Raw genomic sequence first — 20,273 nt, forward strand, 5'->3', positions numbered from 1 at the left:
TCCGATTTCTAACCTCGCCTATCCTGCGGCCCCATCGCAATCAACAACGACTTCCCACAAGCCGCATCAACTCTCATCTTGCTCGTGCGCCATCGTGACGAGCCGGGACGAGCACCTCCACAATGTGACGGAGACATGCGCAGGCTTCCGCTCGATGCGCGACCGGTGACCAAATCCCGGGTCATAGTCTTGGATTTACGACGGAGGTGCAGATGGCCGAAGAGAAATTTCTGACCACCGAAGAGGTCTCCGAGCGATACCGCGGTCAGATCTCTGTCGGCACCCTTCGCAATTGGCGAGCACAGCGCGTCGGTCCGCCATACATCAAAATCGGCAAGTCGGTGCTTTACCCCGTGCCTGGACTCGAGGATTGGGACAAAAAGAATCTCGTGATCTGCCGTGCTTCGCATAAACTCATTGAGACAGAGGCTGAACGAAAGTGAATGTCACGCAACTTCACGATCTACCGACCCCAAACTCATACCCCCACCCCCTCGGGAATTACCAGAAACTATCATTAATTCAATAGGTTACCGCATACGGCGCGGTTGATCCACAACCACCCCTCGGGCGACCCGCAGCCGAGCCGCGCCGACATCGACCTCACCCGCCGCGTCGTCGACGCCGCCAAGCGGCTCGATATCGCGGTGCACGACCACGTCATCATCGGTGCCAAGGGGCATGCGAGTTTGCGCGAGATGGGGTTGATTTAAACGGCTGGGATGGGGTGGAGAGCGGACGTCCGCTTTCACCGTCGCCCCGTGCTTGACACGGGGCTTGACTTTTCTTCCGCCGCTGCCGTGGCGATCGCCCGGGAAAAGCTCGTCAAGAAATGGCGGCGCGCGTGGAAGTTCGCGCTGATCGAGGCAGACAACCCCGATTGGGAAGACCTGTGGGAGCGATGGTTCGCTTCGGCACCGGAAGCAGAATAGCCTAGCCCCGTGTCAAGCACGGGGCGACGAATGGGAGAATGGCCGTAACTGCGGCGTAAGCCGGCCACGCCGACTAAGCGACCGGATCGCGACTCCGCGCATTGTCATAGGCATGGGCAGACAAGCAACGAAACGGCCCCCAATCCACTCCTGTCCTACACCGCCAACCGATGTCACCCTCTGCCGATGGCGCGCCTCCTGCCCCTTCCCATCGCCCTTCGCCACAGCAGCGACTGCCGGGGTGGGCAACAAAGGGGGGACGTAGTGTCAACTTTGTCAACTTCGGGGAGGCGGGTCGCGGGCGACTCGGGACGGCCGGGCGCGCCGTTCGGCCGCTTGGCGCCACCACCCATGGTCAGTGCGAACATTCGGGAACATTCGCCTATCCCACCGCACCAGCCTGCCCCCGCGCAATGGCTGCCCGCACCCGCCTCGATCGCCTTAGGCGACCAATACACGCCCCCGCCGGTGCCCCCATTTGAACGCCTCCCTTACCCCTGCTACGGGCACCACGATTGCTCTCATTCCCCCACGAAAGCCCCGCCATGGTCCCCCGTTATTCCCGCCCCGCAATGGCCGCGCTCTGGACACCCGAGGCGCGGTTTCGCATCTGGTTCGAGATTGAGGCGCATGCGACCGAGGCGCTCGCCGAGCTGGGCGTCGTGCCGCAATCCGCCGCCAAGGCGCTGTGGGACTGGTGGGCGACCAATCCGGCGATCGACGTTGCCGCCATCGACGCGATCGAGGCAGTGACCAAGCACGACGTGATCGCCTTCCTCACCTGGGTCGCCGAGCAAGTGGGCGATGAAGCACGCTTCATGCACCAGGGGATGACGTCGAGCGACGTGCTCGACACGTGCCTGGCAGTGCAGCTCGCCCGCGCCAGCGACATCCTGCTCGACGACCTCGACGCGCTGCTCGCCGCGATCAAGCGCCGCGCTTTCGAGCACAAGCTCACGCCCACAATCGGCCGCAGCCACGGCATCCATGCCGAGCCCGTGACCTTCGGCCTGAAAATGGCCGAGGCTTATGCCGAGTTCGCCCGCTGCCGGAAGCGGCTGGTCGCGGCGCGCGCGGACATCGCGACTTGCGCGATTTCGGGCGCGGTCGGCACCTTTGCCAATATCGATCCGCGCGTCGAGGCGCATGTCGCGGCCAAGCTGGGGCTCACCGTCGAGCCCGTCTCCACCCAAGTCATCCCGCGCGATCGGCACGCGATGTTCTTTGCCACTTTGGGCGTCATCGCCAGCTCGATCGAGCGGCTCGCGACCGAAGTCCGCCATTTGCAGCGCACCGAAGTGCTGGAGGCGGAGGAATATTTCTCGCCCGGCCAGAAGGGCTCGTCGGCGATGCCGCACAAGCGCAACCCGGTGCTGACCGAAAACCTCACCGGCCTCGCCCGCATGGTCCGCGGCTATGTGACGCCGGCGCTGGAGAATGTCGCGCTGTGGCACGAGCGCGACATCAGCCATTCGTCGGTCGAGCGCTATATCGGCCCCGATGCGACGATCACGCTCGATTTCGCGCTCGCCCGGCTGACGGGCGTGATCGACAAGCTCGTCGTCTACCCCGAGCGGATGATGAAGAATCTGAACAAGATGGGCGGGCTTGTTCACTCGCAGCGGGTGCTGCTGGCGCTGACCCAGGCCGGCGTGAGCCGCGAGGATGCCTATGTCCTCGTCCAGCGCAATGCGATGAAAGTGTGGGAATCGGACGGCCAGCTATCGCTGCTCGATCTGCTCAAGGCTGACGCGCAAGTGACCGCCGCGCTGAGCCCCGCCGAAATCGAAGCGCGGTTCGATCTCGATTACCACTTGCGCCATGTCGACACGATTTTCGCGCGGGTGTTCGGCGAAAGCTAAGCCCTTGGCGTTGCAGCCTTACGCATAAGACGCAGGATCGTTAACGCGGCGATAACCATGAGTGTTTAGGCCGGCGGCGTAATGTCTGTCTCGCGCGCCCGGATGTCATCACCGCCGCCGATCATGGCGGCCGTCATGTTGGCGCCACGGGTGTCGTCGCGATGATCGACGAGCTCTACCAGCTGCGCCAGCGCGCTTATCGTTTGCTGATCATCGTTGCCTGGGCGTGCGCGGCGTGGATGGGCATTCTGGGCCTGCTGCTCAAATCCCCCGACACGATCCCCGCCGTGCTGCTGGCGGCCATCGCCAATATCGTGCCGACGATCATGTGGCGCGCGCGCCGCGTCGATGCGACGGCCCGACTGGCGATCGGCACGCTGGCGGCGGTGCATCCCGCGCTCGCGGTGTGGCTGTGGAGCGGCCATCCGTTCCAGATGGACACGCACATGTATTTCTTCGTCGCACTCTCCGCGCTGGCGGTGCTGTGCGACTGGCGACCGATCGCGCTCGCCGCGGTGTTGATCGCGCTGCACCACATCGCCTTTGCGATCGTCGCACCCAGTGTCGAATTCCCTGATGGCGGCGGCGTGCTGCGCGTCGTGATCCACGCCGTCGCGGTGGTGATGGAATTCAGCGTGCTCGCTTATCTCACCACCCGCTTGCGCGCACTCCTGACCGCGCAATACGATGCGCGACGCCGCAGCGAAGCGCTCGCCGCCGAAGCCGATGACCGCCGCCGCGATGTCGAGCGCGCGATGGAGGAAGCGCGCGAGGCCGAGGCGCACGCGGCCCGCGAACGCGCCGCCCGCGAGCGTGCCGAAAGCGAAGCCAAAATCCGCCATCGCCAGGAGCTGCAGCGGCTGGCGCAGTCCTTCCAGGGCACGATCAGCGGCGTGGTGCTCTCCGTCGCCAGCGCCGCCAGCCAGCTCGAAGATCTGGCGCGCACGCTCAATACCCTCGCGCTCGAAGCAAGCCGCCAGACCGCGCAGACCGCGCACGCCGCCGGCCGCACCGCCGGCAATGTCGCCGAGCTGGCCGACCAGATGCAGTCGATCGGCGTGTCGATCAGCGCCATCCTCGCCGCGGTCGAGCAGCAGGCGCAGCTTTCGGGCACCGCGTCATGCGTGTCGCGCGACGGGCATGAAGCGGTGCGCACGCTCGCTGACCGCACCACCAGCATTTCCGACTTTGCCGATCGCGTGCAGGAAATCGCCGGCAGCACCAATCTGCTCGCGCTGAACGCCACGATCGAAGCCGCTCGATCGGGTGAGGCAGGACGCGGCTTCGCGGTGGTCGCGGGCGAAGTAAAGCAGCTCGCCCGCCAGGCGGCCGATGCGACCAATGAAATCCGCACCCTTGCCGGCACGGTGAGCCATGGCGCGGTCGAAGTGAACGCGACGCTGTCGGGCATCGCGCGGATCGTCGACGAAGTCGCGCAAGCCGCCCAGTCGATCAAGGACGAAGTCTCGTCGCAACGCCGCTCGGTCGATGTCATCGATCGCGCCGCGCGCGAAACCGCGCATGACGTCGGCGCGATGGCGAGCGATGTCGAGCGGATTGCCCAAGTTGCCGCCCGCGCCGAAACGCTGTCGGACGGCGTGCTCAGTGCGGCATCGACCCTGCTCGGCGCCGCGACCAGCCTGCGCAAGGCGACCGATCAGTTCGTCGAGGATTTGGCGGCTTAAGGCTGGCTTGGTTGCGCGAAACGCAATTGCGATAGCACGTAACAAAATTGCGCTGCGTTGAAATTATCCCCATATGCGTCCGTGCCGGCCATATCGAGCCGGATCACAGGAGACCCATCATGCGCTATTTGGACAGCGTCGGCAGCGGCCTGCTGCTCGTCGGCTCGCTCGCGCTGATGGCAGGGGTGTTGAGCCTCTGACCCGTCAGCCCACCGCCCCTTGCAAAAGGGGCGGACAGGGCGTGAATTTTCCACCAATTATAGCGTCATCCCAGCGAAAGCTGGGATCGCTTGCAGCGCCCGGTTAGCGACCGATCCCAGCTTTCGCTGGGATGACGATGTAGCTAACTCGCCGATAACGCCTGGCTCAGCCGCCCACCGCGCGCTTCAATTTATCGAAGAACCCGCTCGATTGCGGGCATTCCTCGCCCGTTTCGATCGCGCGAAATTCCTCGAGCAATTCGCGCTGGCGGGCTGAGAGCTTGGTCGGCGTCTCGACTTCGATCCGCACCACCAGATCGCCGCGCCCGCGCCCCTGCAGCACCGGCATGCCGGCGCCGCGCTGGCGGACTTCGCGGCCCGATTGCGTCCCGGGCCCAATGCGGATTTCGTGCACTTCGCCATCGGGTCCGGGAATATCGATCGAGCCGCCCAGCGCTGCCGTCGTGAAGCTCACCGGCGCGCGCGCGAACAAGGTCGTGCCCTCGCGCTCGAAAATCGCGTGGCGCTTGACGTGGAGGAAGATGTAGAGGTCGCCCGCGGGGCTGCCGCGCAGCCCCGCCTCGCCTTCACCCGACAAGCGGATGCGCGTGCCTTCATCGACGCCGGGCGGCACGTTGACACTGAGCGTCTTGGTCTTGTCGACGCGGCCCTCGCCCCGGCAATTTGGGCACGGATCGGCGATCACCTGGCCGGCGCCATGGCACGCCGGGCAGGTCCGCTCGACAACGAAAAAGCCCTGCTGCGCGCGCACCTTGCCATGGCCCGCACAAGTCGAGCAGGTCCGCGCGCCGGTACCCGAGCGCGCGCCCGAGCCATCGCACGCCTCGCACGCTGCCGAGACATCGACGGTGATCTCGGTCGATTTACCGTGGAACGCTTCTTCGAGCGTAATTTCCATATCGTAGCGCAGATCGGCGCCGCGCCGCGTCTGGCCGCGCCCGCCCCGGCCGCCGCCCATGAATTCGCCGAAGATATTCTCGAAGATATCGCTGAACGCGCCGAAATCCTCGCCGCCGGCAAAACCGCCGCCGCCCGGGCCGCCATTCTGGAACGCGGCATGGCCGAAGCGATCATAGGCGGCGCGCTTCTGCGGGTCCTTCAGAACGTCATAGGCTTCGTTGATCGCCTTGAACTTGGCCTCATGCTCCTTGCACCCGGCATTCTTGTCCGGGTGGTACTTCATCGCGAGCCGGCGATACGACGCCTTGATCGTGGCGTCGTCCGCCCCACGCTCGCATTCGAGGAGTTCGTAATAGTCGATCTGGGTGGTCATCGGAGAAAAGCCCTCTCCCCTTCAGGGGAGAGGGTTGGGAGAGGGGCGGTGGCTAGTGGCCGTGCCTCTCTAACTTCCCCTCTCCCCGACCCTCTCCCCTGAAGGGGAGAGGGAGAAGAGTCTGTTACGCCTTGTTGTCGTCCACCTCGGAGAATTCGGCGTCGACCACGTCCTCATTGCCCGCGGCGTGCTCCGCCGTGGGTGAGGCGTCGGTCTGCGCCTGCTTCTCGTAGATCGCCTGGCCCAGCTTCATCGCAGCTTGCGCCAGCGCCTGCGCCTGCGCCTTGTCCTTGATCGCATCGGTGTCGCCACCCTCGATCGCGGTCTTGGTCTCGGCGATCGCGCCTTCGATCTCGGTCTTCAGCGCGCCGTCCACCTTGTCGCCATGCTCGGCGAGCTGCTTTTCGGTGTTATGGACCAAGCTGTCAGCATTGTTGCGCGCTTCCGCCGCTTCGCGCCGCTTCTTGTCGTCCTCGGCGAACTGCTCGGCGTCGCGGACCATCTGCTCGATGTCCTTGTCGCTCAAGCCACCGCTCGCCTGGATGCGGATCTGCTGCTCCTTGCCGGTACCCTTGTCGCGCGCCGAGACGTTGACGATGCCGTTCGCGTCGATGTCGAACGTCACCTCGATCTGCGGCACGCCGCGCGGCGCCGGTGGAATGCCGACCAGATCGAACTGGCCGAGCAGCTTGTTGTCCGCCGCCATTTCGCGCTCGCCCTGGAAGACGCGGATCGTGACTGCCTGCTGATTGTCTTCCGCCGTCGAATAGACCTGGCTCTTCTTGGTCGGGATCGTCGTGTTGCGATCGATCATGCGGGTGAACACGCCACCCAGCGTCTCGATGCCAAGCGACAACGGCGTCACGTCGAGCAGCAGCACGTCCTTGACGTCGCCCTGCAGCACGCCCGCTTGAATGGCCGCGCCCATCGCCACCACCTCATCGGGGTTGACGCCCGAATGCGGTTCCTTGCCGAAGAATTCCTTCACCGTCTGGCGAACCTTGGGCATGCGCGTCATGCCGCCGACGAGCACGACCTCGTCGATCGCCGCCGCCTTCACGCCCGCATCCGCCATCGCCTTGCGGCACGGCTCGAGCGTGCGCTGAATGAGGTCATCGACCAGCCGCTCCAGCTCGGCGCGAGTGATGTTCTTGACCAGGTGCTTCGGCCCATTCGCATCAGCGGTGATGAAGGGCAGATTGACTTCGGTCGTCGCCGCGCTCGACAGCTCGATCTTCGCCTTCTCGGCAGCTTCCTTCAGCCGCTGCAGCGCGAGCTTGTCCTTGGTAAGGTCGATGCCTTCCGCCTTCTTGAAATCGTCGGCGAGGAACTGGACGAGCTTGGAGTCGAAATCCTCGCCGCCCAGGAAAGTGTCGCCATTGGTCGCCTTCACTTCGAACACGCCATCGCCGATTTCGAGGATCGAGATGTCGAACGTGCCGCCGCCCAGGTCATAGACCGCGATCGTCTTGCCGTCCTGCTTCTCAAGCCCATAAGCGAGCGCCGCTGCGGTCGGCTCGTTGATGATGCGCAGCACATCGAGGCCCGCAATCTTGCCGGCGTCCTTGGTCGCCTGGCGCTGGGCATCGTTGAAGTACGCCGGCACGGTGATCACGGCCTGCGTGACGGTCTCGCCCAGATAGGTCTCGGCGGTTTCCTTCATCTTTTGCAGGATGAAGGCGGAAATCTGCGACGGGCTGTAATCCTCGCCGCCGGCATTCACCCAGGCGTCGCCATTGGGGCCCTTGACGATCTTGTACGGCACCAGCTCGGTATCGCGCTTGGTAACCGGATCGTCGAAGCGGCGGCCGATCAGGCGCTTCACCGCGTAAACCGTATTGTCGGGATTGGTCACCGCCTGGCGCTTGGCGGGCTGGCCGATCAGCCGCTCGCCACCCTTGGCGAACGCGACGATCGACGGCGTGGTGCGCGCGCCTTCCGCATTTTCGATCACCTTGGGCTTGCCGCCCTCCATCACCGCGACGCAGCTGTTCGTCGTGCCCAGATCGATACCGATAACTTTAGCCATGGTCCTCTTTCGGCCCCCATCAAGTTGCAGTTGCGGCCGCCCTGCTCAAGAGGCACGGCCGATATTGGATGGGGGCGATATAGGGGGGCTTTTGCTTGCCGCAAGATTATCCGCTTTCTAGAGGGTGAGGCAGTGAATCCCAGGATGGGAGGGGTTTTGATGCGCAACCTATTTCCGCTCGTTGCTGTGGCCGCCACGCTTGCCGGCTGCCAACAGCCAAGCCGTGTCCATGCCGACCATGCCTATGTCCGCCTGCCCGCCGTGGCGGGGCGGCCGGCGGTCGCTTATGTGACGATCCATGGCGGCCCGGCGGATACCGTGCTGCTGAGCATCACCTCGCCCATCGCGATCCGCACCGAGCTGCACGAGAGCATGACCGGCGCCGGCAATATGGCGCATATGGCGCCGATCAAGTCGGTCGCGGTGCCCGCCGCGACGGAGGTGGCCTTCAAGCCGGGCGGCCGGCACGCGATGCTGTTCAACGTCAATCCAAGCGTGCTCCCCGGCAGCAACGTCCAGCTGCTGCTGACCTTTGCCGACAATACGCGCCTCTCGGTAACCGCGCCGGTGATCGCGGCGGGCGATCCGGCGCCCTGACGATGCCGCATCGCCGCGCGCTGACGCCGGGCGAGGTCGCCCTCGCTCGCGAGATGTTCGGCGAGGCAATCGATTACAGCCGGGTGCGGATCGTGCTGGGCAAATGGGCGTTCTTCCAGCCGCGCGAGACGGTGATGGCCCCGCGCGGCCACATCCATTGCCACCCCAAGGGCCAAACCTGGCGCGAGGATTATGCGGCAGGCTCAATCAGCGACCAGGGCCTGTTCCTTCACGAGATGACGCATGTCTGGCAGCACCAGTCCGGCATCTTCCTGCCAATCGCCCGCCACCCCTTTTGCCGCTATGGCTACACGCTGGTGCCGGGGAAGCCGTTCAGCCGCTACGGCATCGAGCAGCAGGCGGAGATTGTGCGGCATGCGTGGATGTGGCAACGGGGTCTTGATCTCCCTCACGGGGTAACGATCGACGAGTTAGCCAAAACAATCGAAACCGCGCCCTTTGCGCGAGCGTAAGCGGCATCACGAATGATCGACATTGACCTCAAGGCCAATGACGGTCAGCCGGTGGTCAATCATTCCCATCATCACGATGTCGGTGCTGCCGCAATCGGGACATGCCATCACCCCCAAGGCCAGCAAGCGCATGGTGGCGCGAACAAGCGGCTCGGTTGTCTTTTGATGGGTGTGAAACAACGCGATGTCGTGCGCATGCTGGTCCAGATACGCGTCGATGTCCCAAGCCTGGGTGACGAACTTCAACCCACGCCGCTTCGTCGGCGGATCATGCGCAATCGTCTCGCTGGGCCAATCCGGGCACGACATCGCCTCGGCCTTCACGCCCTTAGGATGATAATTCCAATCGTTATATTCGATGGCGATCTTGAAACAGCGACCGTTGCGTAACCGCAGGACCGGCGTCTTGCTGTAAATCACCTGCGCACGGTCCAGATGGGTGCCGCGCGGCAAGGTGATATCCGCTCGCCACACAACAGCCCCACGAGCTTTGCCGCCCACGCTCGGCGGCAATGACCCAAATCTGATGACGCGCTCCAGCGAATGCGGGTCGACCAGATTTGCCGTCGGCGCTTCGCCCGCAGGTGCGTCGGCGGCGATTGTCAGCAGCGCCAGCGATGCGAGAATGACCGTGCGCCACATCCGTTACTCCCCCCCTCCATCAATATGCCTTGGACAGCATAACGATCGCGCCGGAATTCAGCAGCCTAGAGCGCCGACAAGTCAATCTCGCCATGCCGATCCAGCGTCCGGCTCTGATCGGGCATCGGGTATTTCAACCCCGTCGCACAGTTGAACAGCACGACGCGGTCGCTCGCCTTCACCAACCCGTCGCGCAAGGCCGTCCGGTAAGCCGCGAGCGTCGCGCCGCCTTCGGGGCAGAGCAGCAGGCCCTCCTCATTCGCGCAGAAGCGCACCGCTTCCTCGATCAGCGCGTCGTCCACCGCCATCGCGATGCCGCCCGACTCGCGCACCGCGCGCAGGATGAGGAAATCGCCGACCGCGCGCGGCACGCGGATGCCGCTGGCGATGGTGTGCGCATTCTCCCAGCGCTCGGCATGCTCCTCGCCCGCCTTGAACGCCTTGACGATCGGCGCGCAGCCTGAGGATTGCACCGCGAACATCTTGGGCCGCTCCGGCCCGATCCAGCCGAGCTTTTCGAGCTCGCCAAACGCCTTCCACATGCCGATCAGCCCGGTGCCGCCGCCGGTGGGGTAGAAAATCGCTTCAGGCAGCTTCCAGTGGAACTGCGCCGCCAGCTCCAGCCCCATCGTCTTCTTGCCCTCGATGCGATAGGGCTCTTTCAGCGTCGAGAAATCGAACCACAGTCCCTCCGCCGCGCCCTTGCCCACGAACGCGCCGCAATCGTCGATCAAGCCGTTGACGCGATAGACGCGCGCGCCCTGCAGCGCGATTTCACGGACGTTGATCTCAGGCGTGTCGTCGGGGCAGAGCACGATCGTCTCGATGCCGCAGCGCGTCGCATAAGCGGCGAGCGCGGCGCCGGCGTTACCGTTGGTCGGCATCGCGATGCGCGTGACGCCCAGCTCCTTCGCCATGCTGACCGCCATCACCAGCCCGCGCGCCTTGAACGATCCGGTCGGCAAGCGCCCCTCGTCCTTCACCCACACATTGGCGCCGCCGGCGGCGGGTATGGGGATCAGTGGCGTCTCGATCTCGCCCAGGCTGACGATGTCGCGCGTGTGCCGCACCGGCAGCAGCTCGCGCCAGCGCCAGAGATCGGTGGGCCGCGCCTCAACCAGCGCGCGCGGCACGGCGGCGCGGACAGCGTCGAGATCATAGCGCACCAGCAACGGCCGCCCGACGCGGGAGAGCTGATGGAGCCGATCCGCCTCATAGCGCTCGCCGGTCATCGAGCATTCGAGATGTGTGACGAACGTGGGGCGGTCGGTGGAGAGGTTGGGATTGATGGCCATCTACGACATTACCTCAATGCAGAGCTCAGCAAGGCGAGCGCAATGATCAGAATCAGCGCGATGAGCGATGGCCCAAAGGCATAAATAAGCACGATCCTGCGCAAACTACGCGAATAGCCTCGCCGGAACAGCAACCAGACGAAAACCGCTGGCAGGCTAACCAATCCCACCATCAACGGCCCGCTCACATAGCGCGGTTCAACCTCAGGCTGAGATGGATCGGCGGTCACTCCGCCTTCTTCGCCACGCCCACCATTGACGGCCTTAGCAGCCGGTCCTTGATCATATACCCCGCCTGCATTTCCTGCACGATCGTGCCCGCTGGCTGGTCGCTTGGGATTTCGACCATCGCCTGGTGCTTGTTGGGATCGAGCACCTCGCCCAGCGCGCTGATGCGGGCGATGCCGTTGCGCTGGAACACATTGGCAAGCTCGCGCCCGGTTGCTTCCAGCCCCTGGATCAGGCCCTTCAGCTTCTCATCCTCGCGCAATTCAGCGGGGATGGCGGCCAGGCCGCGCTCCAGATTGTCGGCCACCGACAGCAAGTCGCGCGCGAACGCCGTCACCGCATAAGCGCGCGCGTCGGCCGCTTCCTTCTCGGCGCGGCGGCGGACATTCTGCGCCTCGGCGGCGGCGTAAAGCACTGCCTGCTTGGCGTCTGCAACTTCCTTTTCGAGCGCGGCGATGCGCGTCGCGGCGCCATCGGCCGCTGGTGCTTCGCTCACGGTTTCGGTTTCGCTCGCGGCATTTTCCATCGCGTCATTCTCGGTCATTGTGTCTCAGTAACCCCGTCTCAACTCATCAGCCGCGCTAGCGTGGCTGCCGTAAAATCCACCATGGGCACGATGCGGGCATAGTTCAACCGCGTCGGCCCGATCACGCCCACCACGCCGACGACGCGCCCGTCCAGATTATGGAACGGCCGCGCGATCACCGACGAGCCGGAGAGCGCGAATAATTTATTCTCCGCGCCGATGAAGATGCGGGTCGCATCGCCCTCGCGCGCGCTGTCGAGCAATTGGGCGATTTCCTGTTTGCCTTCAAGATCATCGAGCAGATCGCGCACCCGGTCGAGATCGGCAGCGGCCGCCGCGTCGATCAGCCGCCCCTGCCCGCGCACGATGAGCACCGGGCGGCGATTGCCGTCCTCGCTCCACACCGCCAGGCCCTGCTCGACAAGCGAGCGCGCTGCCTGGTCGATCGCCGCGCGCCCCGCCGCCAGCTCGCGCTCGATCCGCGCGCGGGCTTCGGAAAGCGTCAGGCCCGCCAGCATCGCGCTCATGTAGTTGCCCGCCTCGATCAACGCGCCGGGCGTGGTGCCCGGCGGCATCGCGATCACGCGGTTCTCGATGCTGCCATCCTCGCTCACCAGCACGGCGAGTGCCTGATCGGCGGACAAGGGCACAAAGCCGATCTGGCGCAGCACCAGCTCGCGCTTGGGCACGAAGACGAGGCCCGCGCATGCCGACAGGCCGGAGAGCGCCGCGGTCGTCGCCGCCAGCGCTTCCTCGACCGGGCCGGCCTGCGCGACTTGCGATTCGATGGCGGCGCGCTCTTCCTGGCTCGGCTCCATCGCTTGCATCATGCCATCAACGAACAGCCGCAGCCCGGTGTCGGTCGGCATCCGCCCGGCGCTGGTATGCGGGGCGGCAAGCAGGCCGAGTTCCTCCAAATCCTGCATCACATTGCGGATGCTGGCCGGCGACAGGTTGAGCCCAGAGAGCTTGGAAATGGTGCGCGAGCCGATCGGTGCGCCCGAATCGAGATAGCTCTCCACCACCATGCGAAACACGTCGCGCGCACGATCGGAGAGTTCGGTAACGGGCGGTGCAGTCATGCCGCATTATCTAGGCTGGCGCGCCCGCAAGCGAAAGACTAGGCAGCGCCACGCAACCAGTATCAGGAGCCTCACCCATGCGCCCCAGCGGCCGTGCGCCCGACCAGATGCGCGCCATCACCATCGAACCGCGTTTCACCAAACATGCCGAAGGATCGGTGCTGATCGGGTTCGGCGACACCAAAGTGCTGGTGACGGCCAGTGTCGAGGAGCGTGTGCCGCCCTTTCTGCGCGGCAAGGGCGAAGGCTGGGTGACGGCGGAGTACGGCATGCTGCCGCGCGCCACCCACACGCGCGGCAATCGCGAGGCAGCGAAGGGCAAGCAATCGGGGCGGACCCAGGAAATCCAGCGGCTGATCGGGCGCTCCTTGCGCGCGGTCACCGACCTGAAGCTGCTCGGCGAGCGCCAGATCACGCTCGATTGCGACGTGATCCAGGCCGATGGCGGCACCCGCACCGCGAGCATCAGCGGCGCGTGGGTCGCGCTCCGCCTCGCCATCAACGGGCTGCTCAAGGACGGCAAGCTCGCCGCCGATCCGCTGACCCAGAAAGTCGCGGCGATCAGCTGCGGCATCTGGCAAGGCACACCCGTGCTCGACCTCGATTATGACGAGGATTCGACCGCCGACGCCGACGCCAATTTCGTGCTGCTCGAAAACGGCAATATCGCCGAGGCACAGGCGACCGCCGAAGGCGCAACCTATGACGAAGAAGCGCTACTCCGCCTGCTCCGCCTCGCCCGCATCGGTTGCGCCGATATCTTCGCCGCGCAGGCCAAAGCCGTCGGGCAATGACCGACGAGGCCGCGCCCCAGGCAATCCGCAAGCTCGCGCCCGGCAAGCTCGTCATCGCCAGCCATAATCAGGGCAAGGTGCGCGAAATCCGCGCGCTGCTCGGGCCCTATGGCATCGAGCCCGTCTCGGCGGCCGAGCTCGACCTGCCCGAGCCGGAAGAAACCGGCACCACTTTCGTCGCCAATGCCGAATTGAAGGCGATGGCGGCGGCGGACTTGTCGGGCATGGTCGCGTTGTCGGATGACAGCGGGCTGTGCGTCGCGGCGCTGAACGGCGACCCCGGCGTCTACACCGCCAATTGGGCGGAAACCGCCGATGGCACCCGCGACTGGCTGCTGGCGATGAGCAAGGTCGAGGAGAAGTTGCAGGCGCTGGGGCCGGACATCAGCCGCGCCGCCCGCTTCGTCTGCACGCTCGCGCTGGCCTGGCCCGACGGGCATGTCGAATGGTTCGAAGGCTCGGTTGAGGGCAGCCTCACCTGGCCGCCGCGCGGCGCGCATGGCTTTGGCTATGACCCGGTGTTCGTGCCGTTGGGCCGCGACCGCACGTTCGGCGAGATGACGGCTGAAGAGAAGGCGCCGCTCACCCACCGCGCGCGAGCGTTCGAGAAGCTGGTGGCGGCGGTGTTTTAGGTAATTACCCCTCTCCCGCCTGCGGGAGTTCGAGGTAAACAGTGCCCCGCACTGTTTAGGTCATGCCGGGGGCATGACCGACCTCGAACTGATAGCGCAGCTTAGCGCGTCAGCGCTTAGCGGAGCTTGGTGAGGGCGGCCGCGTTGGATGACGCTGGACTTACCCCTCACCCAGCTCCGACTAAGCCTTTGCTACGCAAAGACTAAGTCTGCGCAACCCTCTCCCCTGCAAGCAGGGGCGAGGGATACTCACCTCAAGTCCCACTAATCAACGGACTCACCCGATCCGCCAGCGCCGATCGCCGGTCGATTGTCATGCGCGCGAGCGGGTTGGGCGCGGCGAGCAATTGTCCCGGGGTCAGCCCGGTGAACTGCTTCACTTCGCGGATCAGGTGCGACTGGTCGTAAAAGCCCTCGCACAGCAAATCGTCGATCGCGGCTTGGCCGGAGGCAAGCGCCACCGCCGCTTTCAGCGCGCGATATTTGCGTGCCAGCAGCTTGGGTGGCGCGCCGTAAAGCGCGTTGCAACGCCGCTCGACCTGGCGGCGCGACAGCCCCGTCGCGGCAATGAGGCACTCAATTTCGGGCGACGCGCTTGCGACCAGCCAATCGTCGACGATCCGCATGAAATCGTCGGACGCGGTGCTCGGCGCGCGGACCAGATCGTGGACCAGGCACCGACCGATTTCGACCATTTCCGCCGTTTCAGTCGCGGCGGCCAGCGCGGCGGCAGCGACATCGATGCGCTCGCCGAATAACTGCCGCGCATCGACGACGCGGTTGAGCAAGCTCGATGCCTCGACGCCGACCATCGCGGCCCAGCCCGCGGGCGTCACGCCCATGCCGAACACGCGTACTTCGCCTTCCGCCACGACGCGCGAGGCGCCGCTGGTCGGCCCCATCAGGTGGTGCCCCGCCACGAATTGCTCGGTGCCGTCGGCAAAGTGATAAGTGGCGGCACCGGGCGACAAGCGAAAGCGCAGCTGCGCGATCTGCGCGCGCTCGGTATCGTCGAACCCCGGCCCGGGGGCGCGAAAATGATAGAAAAGCGAGATGTGGTGCGCGACGCAGGGCGGCGCCACCACGAACTCCAGCCCAATGTCTGCCACCGCCGCGCCCCTTGTTGCTGTAGTGCGGTTGGACGCTTCTATACCCGATCGGGACGCGACCGCACAATGACGGCACAAAAATGGGCCCGGCCAGTTGCCCGGCCGGGCCCGAAAGTAAGGAGCGTCGTTGCCTCGGCTCCTTGGGTCGCCCCTGGACCATGACGCAGGCGCACCGAGTCGTATTGGATGGATTCGACGCGGGCCGCATGCCATGGCGGCGGCGATGTTCAGCCTTGTCCGCCCCGCGCTGTTTGCGCTCGATGCCGAGCCCGCGCACCGCCTGACGATCCGGATGCTCGCCGCCTGGGGCGCGGCGGGAACACCGGGCGCCGCACCGGCCGCCGACCCGCGCCTGGCGCAGCGCGTTGCCGGCATCGATTTCCCCAATCCGCTGGGGCTCGCCGCCGGTGTCGACAAGGATGGCGAAGCGATTGACGGCTCGTTCGCGCTCGGCTTCGGCGCGGTCGAGATCGGCACGCTGACGCCGCTCGCCCAGCCCGGCAACCCGCGCCCGCGCTTGTTCCGGCTGGCGATGGATCGCGCGGTCATCAACCGCATGGGCTTCAACAATGGCGGCATCCGCGCGGCTTTGCCTCGTGCGCAGGCCGCGCGGCGGCGCGGCGTACTTGGCATCAATGTCGGCGCCAACAAGGACAGCGCTGATCGCATCGCCGATTATGCGCTGGGGGTGAGCCTGGCCGCGCCGATCGCCGATTATGTCACCATCAACATCAGCTCGCCCAACACGCCGGGCTTGCGCGATCTGCAGCATGGCGCGGCGCTGCGCGAGCTGCTCGCTGCTGCCGGCGAAGCGCGCGGGGGAACGCCCTTGTTCCTGAAAGTCGCGCCCGATCTGGCGCCCGAGCAGATCGATGACATTGCGCACGCCGCGATCGACAGCGGCATCGCTGCGCTGATCATCGGCAACACGACGGTCAGCCGGCCCCCGCTCCGGTCGCCGCATGCGACCGAAGCAGGCGGCCTCTCCGGCGCCCCGCTCGCCGCCCTGGCCCGCCAGCGCCTCGCCGATTTCCGCGCGGCGACCGGCGCCAAGCTGCCGCTGATCGCAGTTGGCGGTATTGATAGCGCTGAAGAAGCCTATGCCCGCATCCGCGCCGGCGCCTCGCTCGTGCAGCTTTATTCGGCGCTGGTCTATGAAGGCCCTGGCCTCGCCCGCCGCATTACCCGTGCGCTCCCCCAGCTCCTCGCCCGCGACGGTTTCGCCTCGATCGCCGAGGCGGTCGGCACCGGCTGACGTTACGGCTTGCCTGCTCAGGGACAGCCGTTAGGGTCGAAGGCGATGAACAGATTGCTTGGGATTGCGCTGCTCGCGCTCGCCGTCGCGCCCGCGCCCTTGTCCGCACAGGCGATGGTGTCGGCCGCCGATCCCCGCGCCGCACAGGCCGGCGTGGAAATCCTGCGCAAGGGCGGCACGGCGGCGGACGCAGCGGTGGCGATGATGGCGGCGCTGGGCGTGGTCGAGCCGGGCCATTCGGGCTTGGGTGGCGGTGGCTTCCTCATCTATTACGACGCGCGCACTCGCAAGCTCACCAGCTATGACGCGCGCGAGACCGCGCCCAAGGCCGCGACGCCAGACTGGTTCGTCGGCCCCGATGGCAAGCCGCTGCCGCACGACAAAGCGATCCCCGGCGGACGCAGCGTCGGGGTGCCCGGCCAGCTGCGGCTGATGGAGGCGGCGCATCGCGACCATGGCAAGCTCGCCTGGGCGCGCCTGTTCGATCCCGCGATCACGCTGGCGACCAAGGGCTGGGCGATCACGCCCCGATTCTATAATTTCGTCGCGACGATGGGCCGGGGCGCGCCCGCCGACTTTTTCAGCAGCTGGTCCAATGCCTATCTGCGCAACCCTGACGGCAGTGCCAAGGCAGTCGGCACCAAGGTCACCAATCCCGATCTCGCCGCCACGCTGCGCCGGGTCGCTACCCAGGGCCCGCGTGCGCTTTATGCGGGGCCAGTAGCGCAGAACATCGTCGCCACCGTCAACGGCGCCACGCACCTCCCCTCACGGATGACCGACGCGGACCTTGCCGACTACCGCGTCCGCGACGGCAAGCCCTTGTGCGGCCATTATCGCGGTTATCGCATTTGCACGATGGGGCCGCCCTCCTCGGGCGTGACGATGCTGCAGATCCTGGCGCAGCTCGAACGCTTCGACCTCGCCAAGCTCGGCAAGGACTCCCTTGTCGCCTGGCACTTGTTCGCTGAGAGCAGCCAGCTCGCTTATGCCGATCGCGACGCTTATGTCGCCGATCCGGCGTTCATCAGCGTGCCCGTCGCCGGCCTGCTCGCACCCGATTATATCGCCCGCCGCTCGGCGCTGATCGCACCCGATCATGCGCTTGCCGAAATCGCGCCCGGCAATCCCGCCGGCGCGCCCGCGCTCGCGCCCGCCGCGCCGCAGCCCGAGCATGGCACCACCGATCTCGTCGTGGTCGATCGCTGGGGCAACATTGCCGAGGTGACGACGACGATCGAGAGCGTGTTCGGCTCGGGCCTGACCAGCAACGGCTTTTTCCTCAACAACGAGCTGACCGACTTCAATCTCGACCCCGTCCAGAACGGCCTGCTCACCGCCAACCGCGTCGAAGGCGGCAAGCGCCCGCGCAGCTCGATGTCGCCGACCATCGTGTTCGGGCCCGACGGCAAGGTGCGGCTCGCGCTCGGTGCCGCCGGCGGATCGACGATCATTGCGCAAGTCGCCAAGGCGATTATCGGCGTGATCGACTGGCATCTGAGCGCGCAGGACGCGATCGCGCTCGGCCTCGTCTATGCGCCTGGGCAGACGGTGCTGGTCGAGAAACGCACCACGGTCGAGCCGCTCGCGCCGGCGATGCAGGCGCTGGGCGATCACGTTTTCATCGCGCCCTTGGGGCTCAAGGCGAACGCGATCGAATTCGTCCACGGCAAGGCGTTCGGCGCGGCCGATCCGCGCAGCGAGGGCGTCGCGATGGATGTGGCAGGGCATGTCTACAAGCCCAAGCCCGCCGCCGCGCTGCCCGACCGACCATCGGAATAACAGAATAATAACAAGGATATCGCGGCGGGGGCCGCCCATAGGAGCGAGAATGGCGATCAAAAGCAGCCGCAAGCTGGAGCATTTCCCCAATCTGGTGACGATGTTCTTCGCGCGCGCCGAGCAATTGGGCGACAAGCCCTTCCTCTGGCACAAGCAGGGCGACGAGTGGCGCTCGCAAAGCTGGCGCGAGGCCGCGCGCAAGGTCGCGAGCCTTGCCGCCGGGCTGAAAGCGCTGGGACTGAAACCCGGCGACCGCGTCATGCTGGTCAGCGAAAACCGGCCGGAATGGTGCATCAGCGATCTCGCCATCATGGCGGCGGGCTGCGTGACGGTGCCGACCTACACCACCAATACCGAGCGCGACCACCAGCACATTATCGACAATGTCCGTCGTCAGAACATTTGGCACAACTCGCGGCGTAAATTAGCGGAGTGCGGGCCTCGTCCTGGGGTTGATATTAAGCGGCGATCTTGCGGTGGAGCAAGCGGCGATGTTCGATGGTCTTCCGTTTGATCCTTTCGCGCTGTTTGATGATGGCATCGGCCCTGCCGAAGTAGGCGTCGGCGGGCGTCACGTTGTTCAGGCTCTCGTGGTAACGTCGGTGGTTATAATGCTCGACGAAGGCTTCGATCTGGGCCTCAAGGTCACCGGGCAGGAAGTAATTTTCGAGCAGGATGCGATTCTTGAGGGTCTGATGCCAGCGCTCGATCTTGCCCTGGGTCTGGGGATGCATCGGAGCGCCGCGCACATGGCTCATTTTCCGGGCCTCGATATATTCCGCCAGTTCACCCGCGATGTAGCTCGGGCCATTATCCGACAGCAGCCGAGGCTTGTGCAGCACCGTTGCGCTGTCGCAACCCGAGGCCTCGAGCGCGAGGTCCAGCGTGTCGGTGACATCCTCGGCTCGCATGTTGGTGCACAGCTTCCAGGCGATGATGTAGCGCGAGAAGTCGTCGAGCACGGTCGACAGATAGACCCAGCCCCAGCCAATGATCTTGAAGTAGGTGAAGTCGGTCTGCCACATTTCGTTCGGCCGCGTCGTCTTGGTGTGGAACGCATCGGCTGCCCTGATCACGACGAAGGCCGGGCTGGTAATCAGATCATGGGCCTTGAGCAGGCGATAAACCGTGGCCTCCGACACGAAGTAGCGCTTCTCGTCGGTGAAGCGCACCGCCAGTTCGCGGGGCGACAGATCGGTTGTATCCAGCGCCATGTCGATGATCTGCTGCTGGATATCGTCGCCGATGCGGTTCCACACCCGGCGCGGGGCCGATGGCCGATCCTCCAACGCCTCCGGGCCGCCTTCGAGATAGCGGTCGTACCAGCGATAGAAGGTCCGGCGCGGGATGCCCAACTGCTCCAGCGTGCGCCAGGCCGGGAGGTGCGACTGTTCGACGATCCGGATGATCTCCAGCTTCTCGGATGCAGGGTATCTCATTCGTCGTCGCCCCCATCCGCGATCATGCTTTTTTTAAGCAGGCGGTTCTCGAGGGTCAGGTCGGCCACGCATTCCTTCAGCGCACGGGCTTCCCGGCGCAGATCCTGGACCTCGCCGGTGGTTGCGGCACGGGCGGTATCGCCGGCGAGCCGGCGCTTGCCCGCTTCCATGAACTCCTTCGACCAGGTGTAGTACAGGCTCTGGGCGATCCCTTCCTTGCGGCACAGTTCAGCAATGCTGTCATCGCCGCGCAGGCCTTCAAGCACGATCCGGATTTTATCCTCGGCAGAGAAGTGCCGGCGTGTCGCCCGCCGGATGTCCTTCACCACCTGCTCCGCAGGAGCCTTCACCGATTTTTTCAAGGAGGATTTGGGCTTCATCTTCGTTCCTTCGTCACTACGACGAAGCCCAAATCCT

General features: G+C 65.4%; 19 protein-coding genes and 2 pseudogenes. 12 read left to right on the plus strand and 9 right to left on the minus strand.

Going from position 1 to position 20,273, the window contains the following annotated elements; all coding sequences use genetic code 11:
* Nucleotides 1-212: 212 nt before the first annotated feature.
* From ACLB0R_RS02625 to ACLB0R_RS02645, 5 genes and pseudogenes are all read left to right on the plus strand, one after another.
* Nucleotides 213-443 (plus strand): helix-turn-helix domain-containing protein, encoded by a 231-nt coding sequence (locus ACLB0R_RS02625; protein ID WP_004620414.1) that lies wholly within the window; start codon nt 213-215, stop codon nt 441-443.
* Nucleotides 444-548: 105 nt separating this feature from the next.
* Nucleotides 549-713 (plus strand): annotated as a pseudogene (locus tag ACLB0R_RS02630) (JAB domain-containing protein); the annotation flags it as partial.
* Nucleotides 714-800: 87 nt separating this feature from the next.
* Complete coding sequence (locus tag ACLB0R_RS02635) at nt 801-932, plus strand: hypothetical protein (RefSeq protein ID WP_416641799.1); 132 nt, start codon at nt 801-803, stop codon at nt 930-932.
* A gap of 545 nt (nt 933-1,477) precedes the next feature.
* A complete protein-coding gene (gene purB, locus ACLB0R_RS02640; RefSeq protein ID WP_416641800.1) occupies nt 1,478-2,794 on the plus strand; it encodes an adenylosuccinate lyase in 1,317 nt (438 codons plus the stop codon).
* A 161-nt stretch (nt 2,795-2,955) separates the two neighbouring features.
* Nucleotides 2,956-4,479: a methyl-accepting chemotaxis protein gene (locus ACLB0R_RS02645; RefSeq protein WP_416641801.1), complete on the plus strand. Its 1,524-nt coding sequence runs from the start codon at nt 2,956-2,958 to the stop codon at nt 4,477-4,479.
* Between the two features lie 366 nt (nt 4,480-4,845).
* On the opposite strand, the gene dnaJ is transcribed toward ACLB0R_RS02645, so the two are convergent.
* Nucleotides 4,846-5,973, minus strand: coding sequence for a molecular chaperone DnaJ (gene dnaJ / locus ACLB0R_RS02650; RefSeq protein WP_416641802.1), 1,128 nt, complete (start codon nt 5,971-5,973; stop codon nt 4,846-4,848).
* 124 nt (nt 5,974-6,097) lie between these two features.
* Complete coding sequence (gene dnaK, locus ACLB0R_RS02655) at nt 6,098-8,002, minus strand: molecular chaperone DnaK (RefSeq protein ID WP_416641803.1); 1,905 nt, start codon at nt 8,000-8,002, stop codon at nt 6,098-6,100.
* Nucleotides 8,003-8,161: 159 nt separating this feature from the next.
* Here dnaK and ACLB0R_RS02660 point away from each other — a divergent pair, with 159 nt between their 5' ends.
* On the plus strand, nt 8,162-8,599 hold the full coding sequence (locus ACLB0R_RS02660; protein ID WP_416641804.1) for a copper chaperone PCu(A)C: 438 nt from the start codon (nt 8,162-8,164) through the stop codon (nt 8,597-8,599).
* 2 nt (nt 8,600-8,601) lie between these two features.
* Nucleotides 8,602-9,072 carry a vgr related protein gene (locus ACLB0R_RS02665; RefSeq protein ID WP_416641805.1) on the plus strand — a complete coding sequence of 157 codons (471 nt, stop codon included), beginning with the start codon at nt 8,602-8,604 and terminating at the stop codon, nt 9,070-9,072.
* 6 nt (nt 9,073-9,078) lie between these two features.
* On the opposite strand, the gene ACLB0R_RS02670 is transcribed toward ACLB0R_RS02665, so the two are convergent.
* The 5 genes from ACLB0R_RS02670 to hrcA all read right to left on the minus strand — a co-directional run bounded on the left by ACLB0R_RS02670 (nt 9,079) and on the right by hrcA (nt 12,845).
* Entirely contained in the window at nt 9,079-9,714 is a 636-nt protein-coding gene (locus ACLB0R_RS02670; RefSeq protein WP_416641806.1) for a hypothetical protein, read from the minus strand.
* A 65-nt stretch (nt 9,715-9,779) separates the two neighbouring features.
* On the minus strand, nt 9,780-11,009 hold the full coding sequence (locus ACLB0R_RS02675; RefSeq protein ID WP_416641807.1) for a threonine synthase: 1,230 nt from the start codon (nt 11,007-11,009) through the stop codon (nt 9,780-9,782).
* 8 nt (nt 11,010-11,017) lie between these two features.
* Nucleotides 11,018-11,239 carry a hypothetical protein gene (locus ACLB0R_RS02680; protein WP_416641808.1) on the minus strand — a complete coding sequence of 74 codons (222 nt, stop codon included), beginning with the start codon at nt 11,237-11,239 and terminating at the stop codon, nt 11,018-11,020.
* Complete coding sequence (gene grpE / locus ACLB0R_RS02685) at nt 11,236-11,781, minus strand: nucleotide exchange factor GrpE (protein ID WP_416641809.1); 546 nt, start codon at nt 11,779-11,781, stop codon at nt 11,236-11,238. Before grpE ends, ACLB0R_RS02680 begins: the two co-directional genes overlap by 4 nt.
* Before the next feature lie 20 nt (nt 11,782-11,801).
* Nucleotides 11,802-12,845 carry a heat-inducible transcriptional repressor HrcA gene (gene hrcA, locus ACLB0R_RS02690; RefSeq protein ID WP_416641810.1) on the minus strand — a complete coding sequence of 348 codons (1,044 nt, stop codon included), beginning with the start codon at nt 12,843-12,845 and terminating at the stop codon, nt 11,802-11,804.
* A gap of 77 nt (nt 12,846-12,922) precedes the next feature.
* On the opposite strand from hrcA, the gene rph reads away from it, so the two are divergent.
* A complete protein-coding gene (rph, locus tag ACLB0R_RS02695) occupies nt 12,923-13,639 on the plus strand; it encodes a ribonuclease PH (protein ID WP_416641811.1) in 717 nt (238 codons plus the stop codon).
* Nucleotides 13,636-14,271 carry an RdgB/HAM1 family non-canonical purine NTP pyrophosphatase gene (gene rdgB / locus ACLB0R_RS02700; RefSeq protein ID WP_416641812.1) on the plus strand — a complete coding sequence of 212 codons (636 nt, stop codon included), beginning with the start codon at nt 13,636-13,638 and terminating at the stop codon, nt 14,269-14,271. Before rph ends, rdgB begins: the two co-directional genes overlap by 4 nt.
* 254 nt (nt 14,272-14,525) lie before the next feature.
* On the opposite strand, the gene ACLB0R_RS02705 is transcribed toward rdgB, so the two are convergent.
* On the minus strand, nt 14,526-15,380 hold the full coding sequence (locus ACLB0R_RS02705; RefSeq protein ID WP_416641813.1) for a helix-turn-helix transcriptional regulator: 855 nt from the start codon (nt 15,378-15,380) through the stop codon (nt 14,526-14,528).
* A 223-nt stretch (nt 15,381-15,603) separates the two neighbouring features.
* Between ACLB0R_RS02705 and ACLB0R_RS02710 the strand changes: the two genes are divergently transcribed.
* The 3 genes and pseudogenes from ACLB0R_RS02710 to ACLB0R_RS02720 form a co-directional block, all read left to right on the plus strand.
* Nucleotides 15,604-16,635, plus strand: coding sequence for a quinone-dependent dihydroorotate dehydrogenase (locus ACLB0R_RS02710; RefSeq protein WP_416641814.1), 1,032 nt, complete (start codon nt 15,604-15,606; stop codon nt 16,633-16,635).
* A 45-nt stretch (nt 16,636-16,680) separates the two neighbouring features.
* Entirely contained in the window at nt 16,681-18,417 is a 1,737-nt protein-coding gene (gene ggt / locus ACLB0R_RS02715; RefSeq protein WP_416641815.1) for a gamma-glutamyltransferase, read from the plus strand.
* A 49-nt stretch (nt 18,418-18,466) separates the two neighbouring features.
* A pseudogene (locus tag ACLB0R_RS02720) lies at nt 18,467-18,802 on the plus strand (AMP-binding protein); the annotation flags it as partial.
* A gap of 73 nt (nt 18,803-18,875) precedes the next feature.
* On the opposite strand, the gene ACLB0R_RS02725 reads toward ACLB0R_RS02720, so the two are convergent.
* A protein-coding gene (locus ACLB0R_RS02725; RefSeq protein WP_145206737.1) for an IS3 family transposase occupies nt 18,876-20,236 on the minus strand; the annotation gives its coding sequence in 2 pieces (ribosomal slippage) (nt 18,876-19,889 and nt 19,892-20,236; 1,359 coding nt in all).
* Between the last annotated feature and the right edge of the window lie 37 nt (nt 20,237-20,273).

Source organism: Sphingomonas sp. GlSt437, from assembly GCF_048015635.2.
Taxonomy (GTDB): Bacteria; Pseudomonadota; Alphaproteobacteria; order Sphingomonadales; family Sphingomonadaceae; genus Sphingomonas.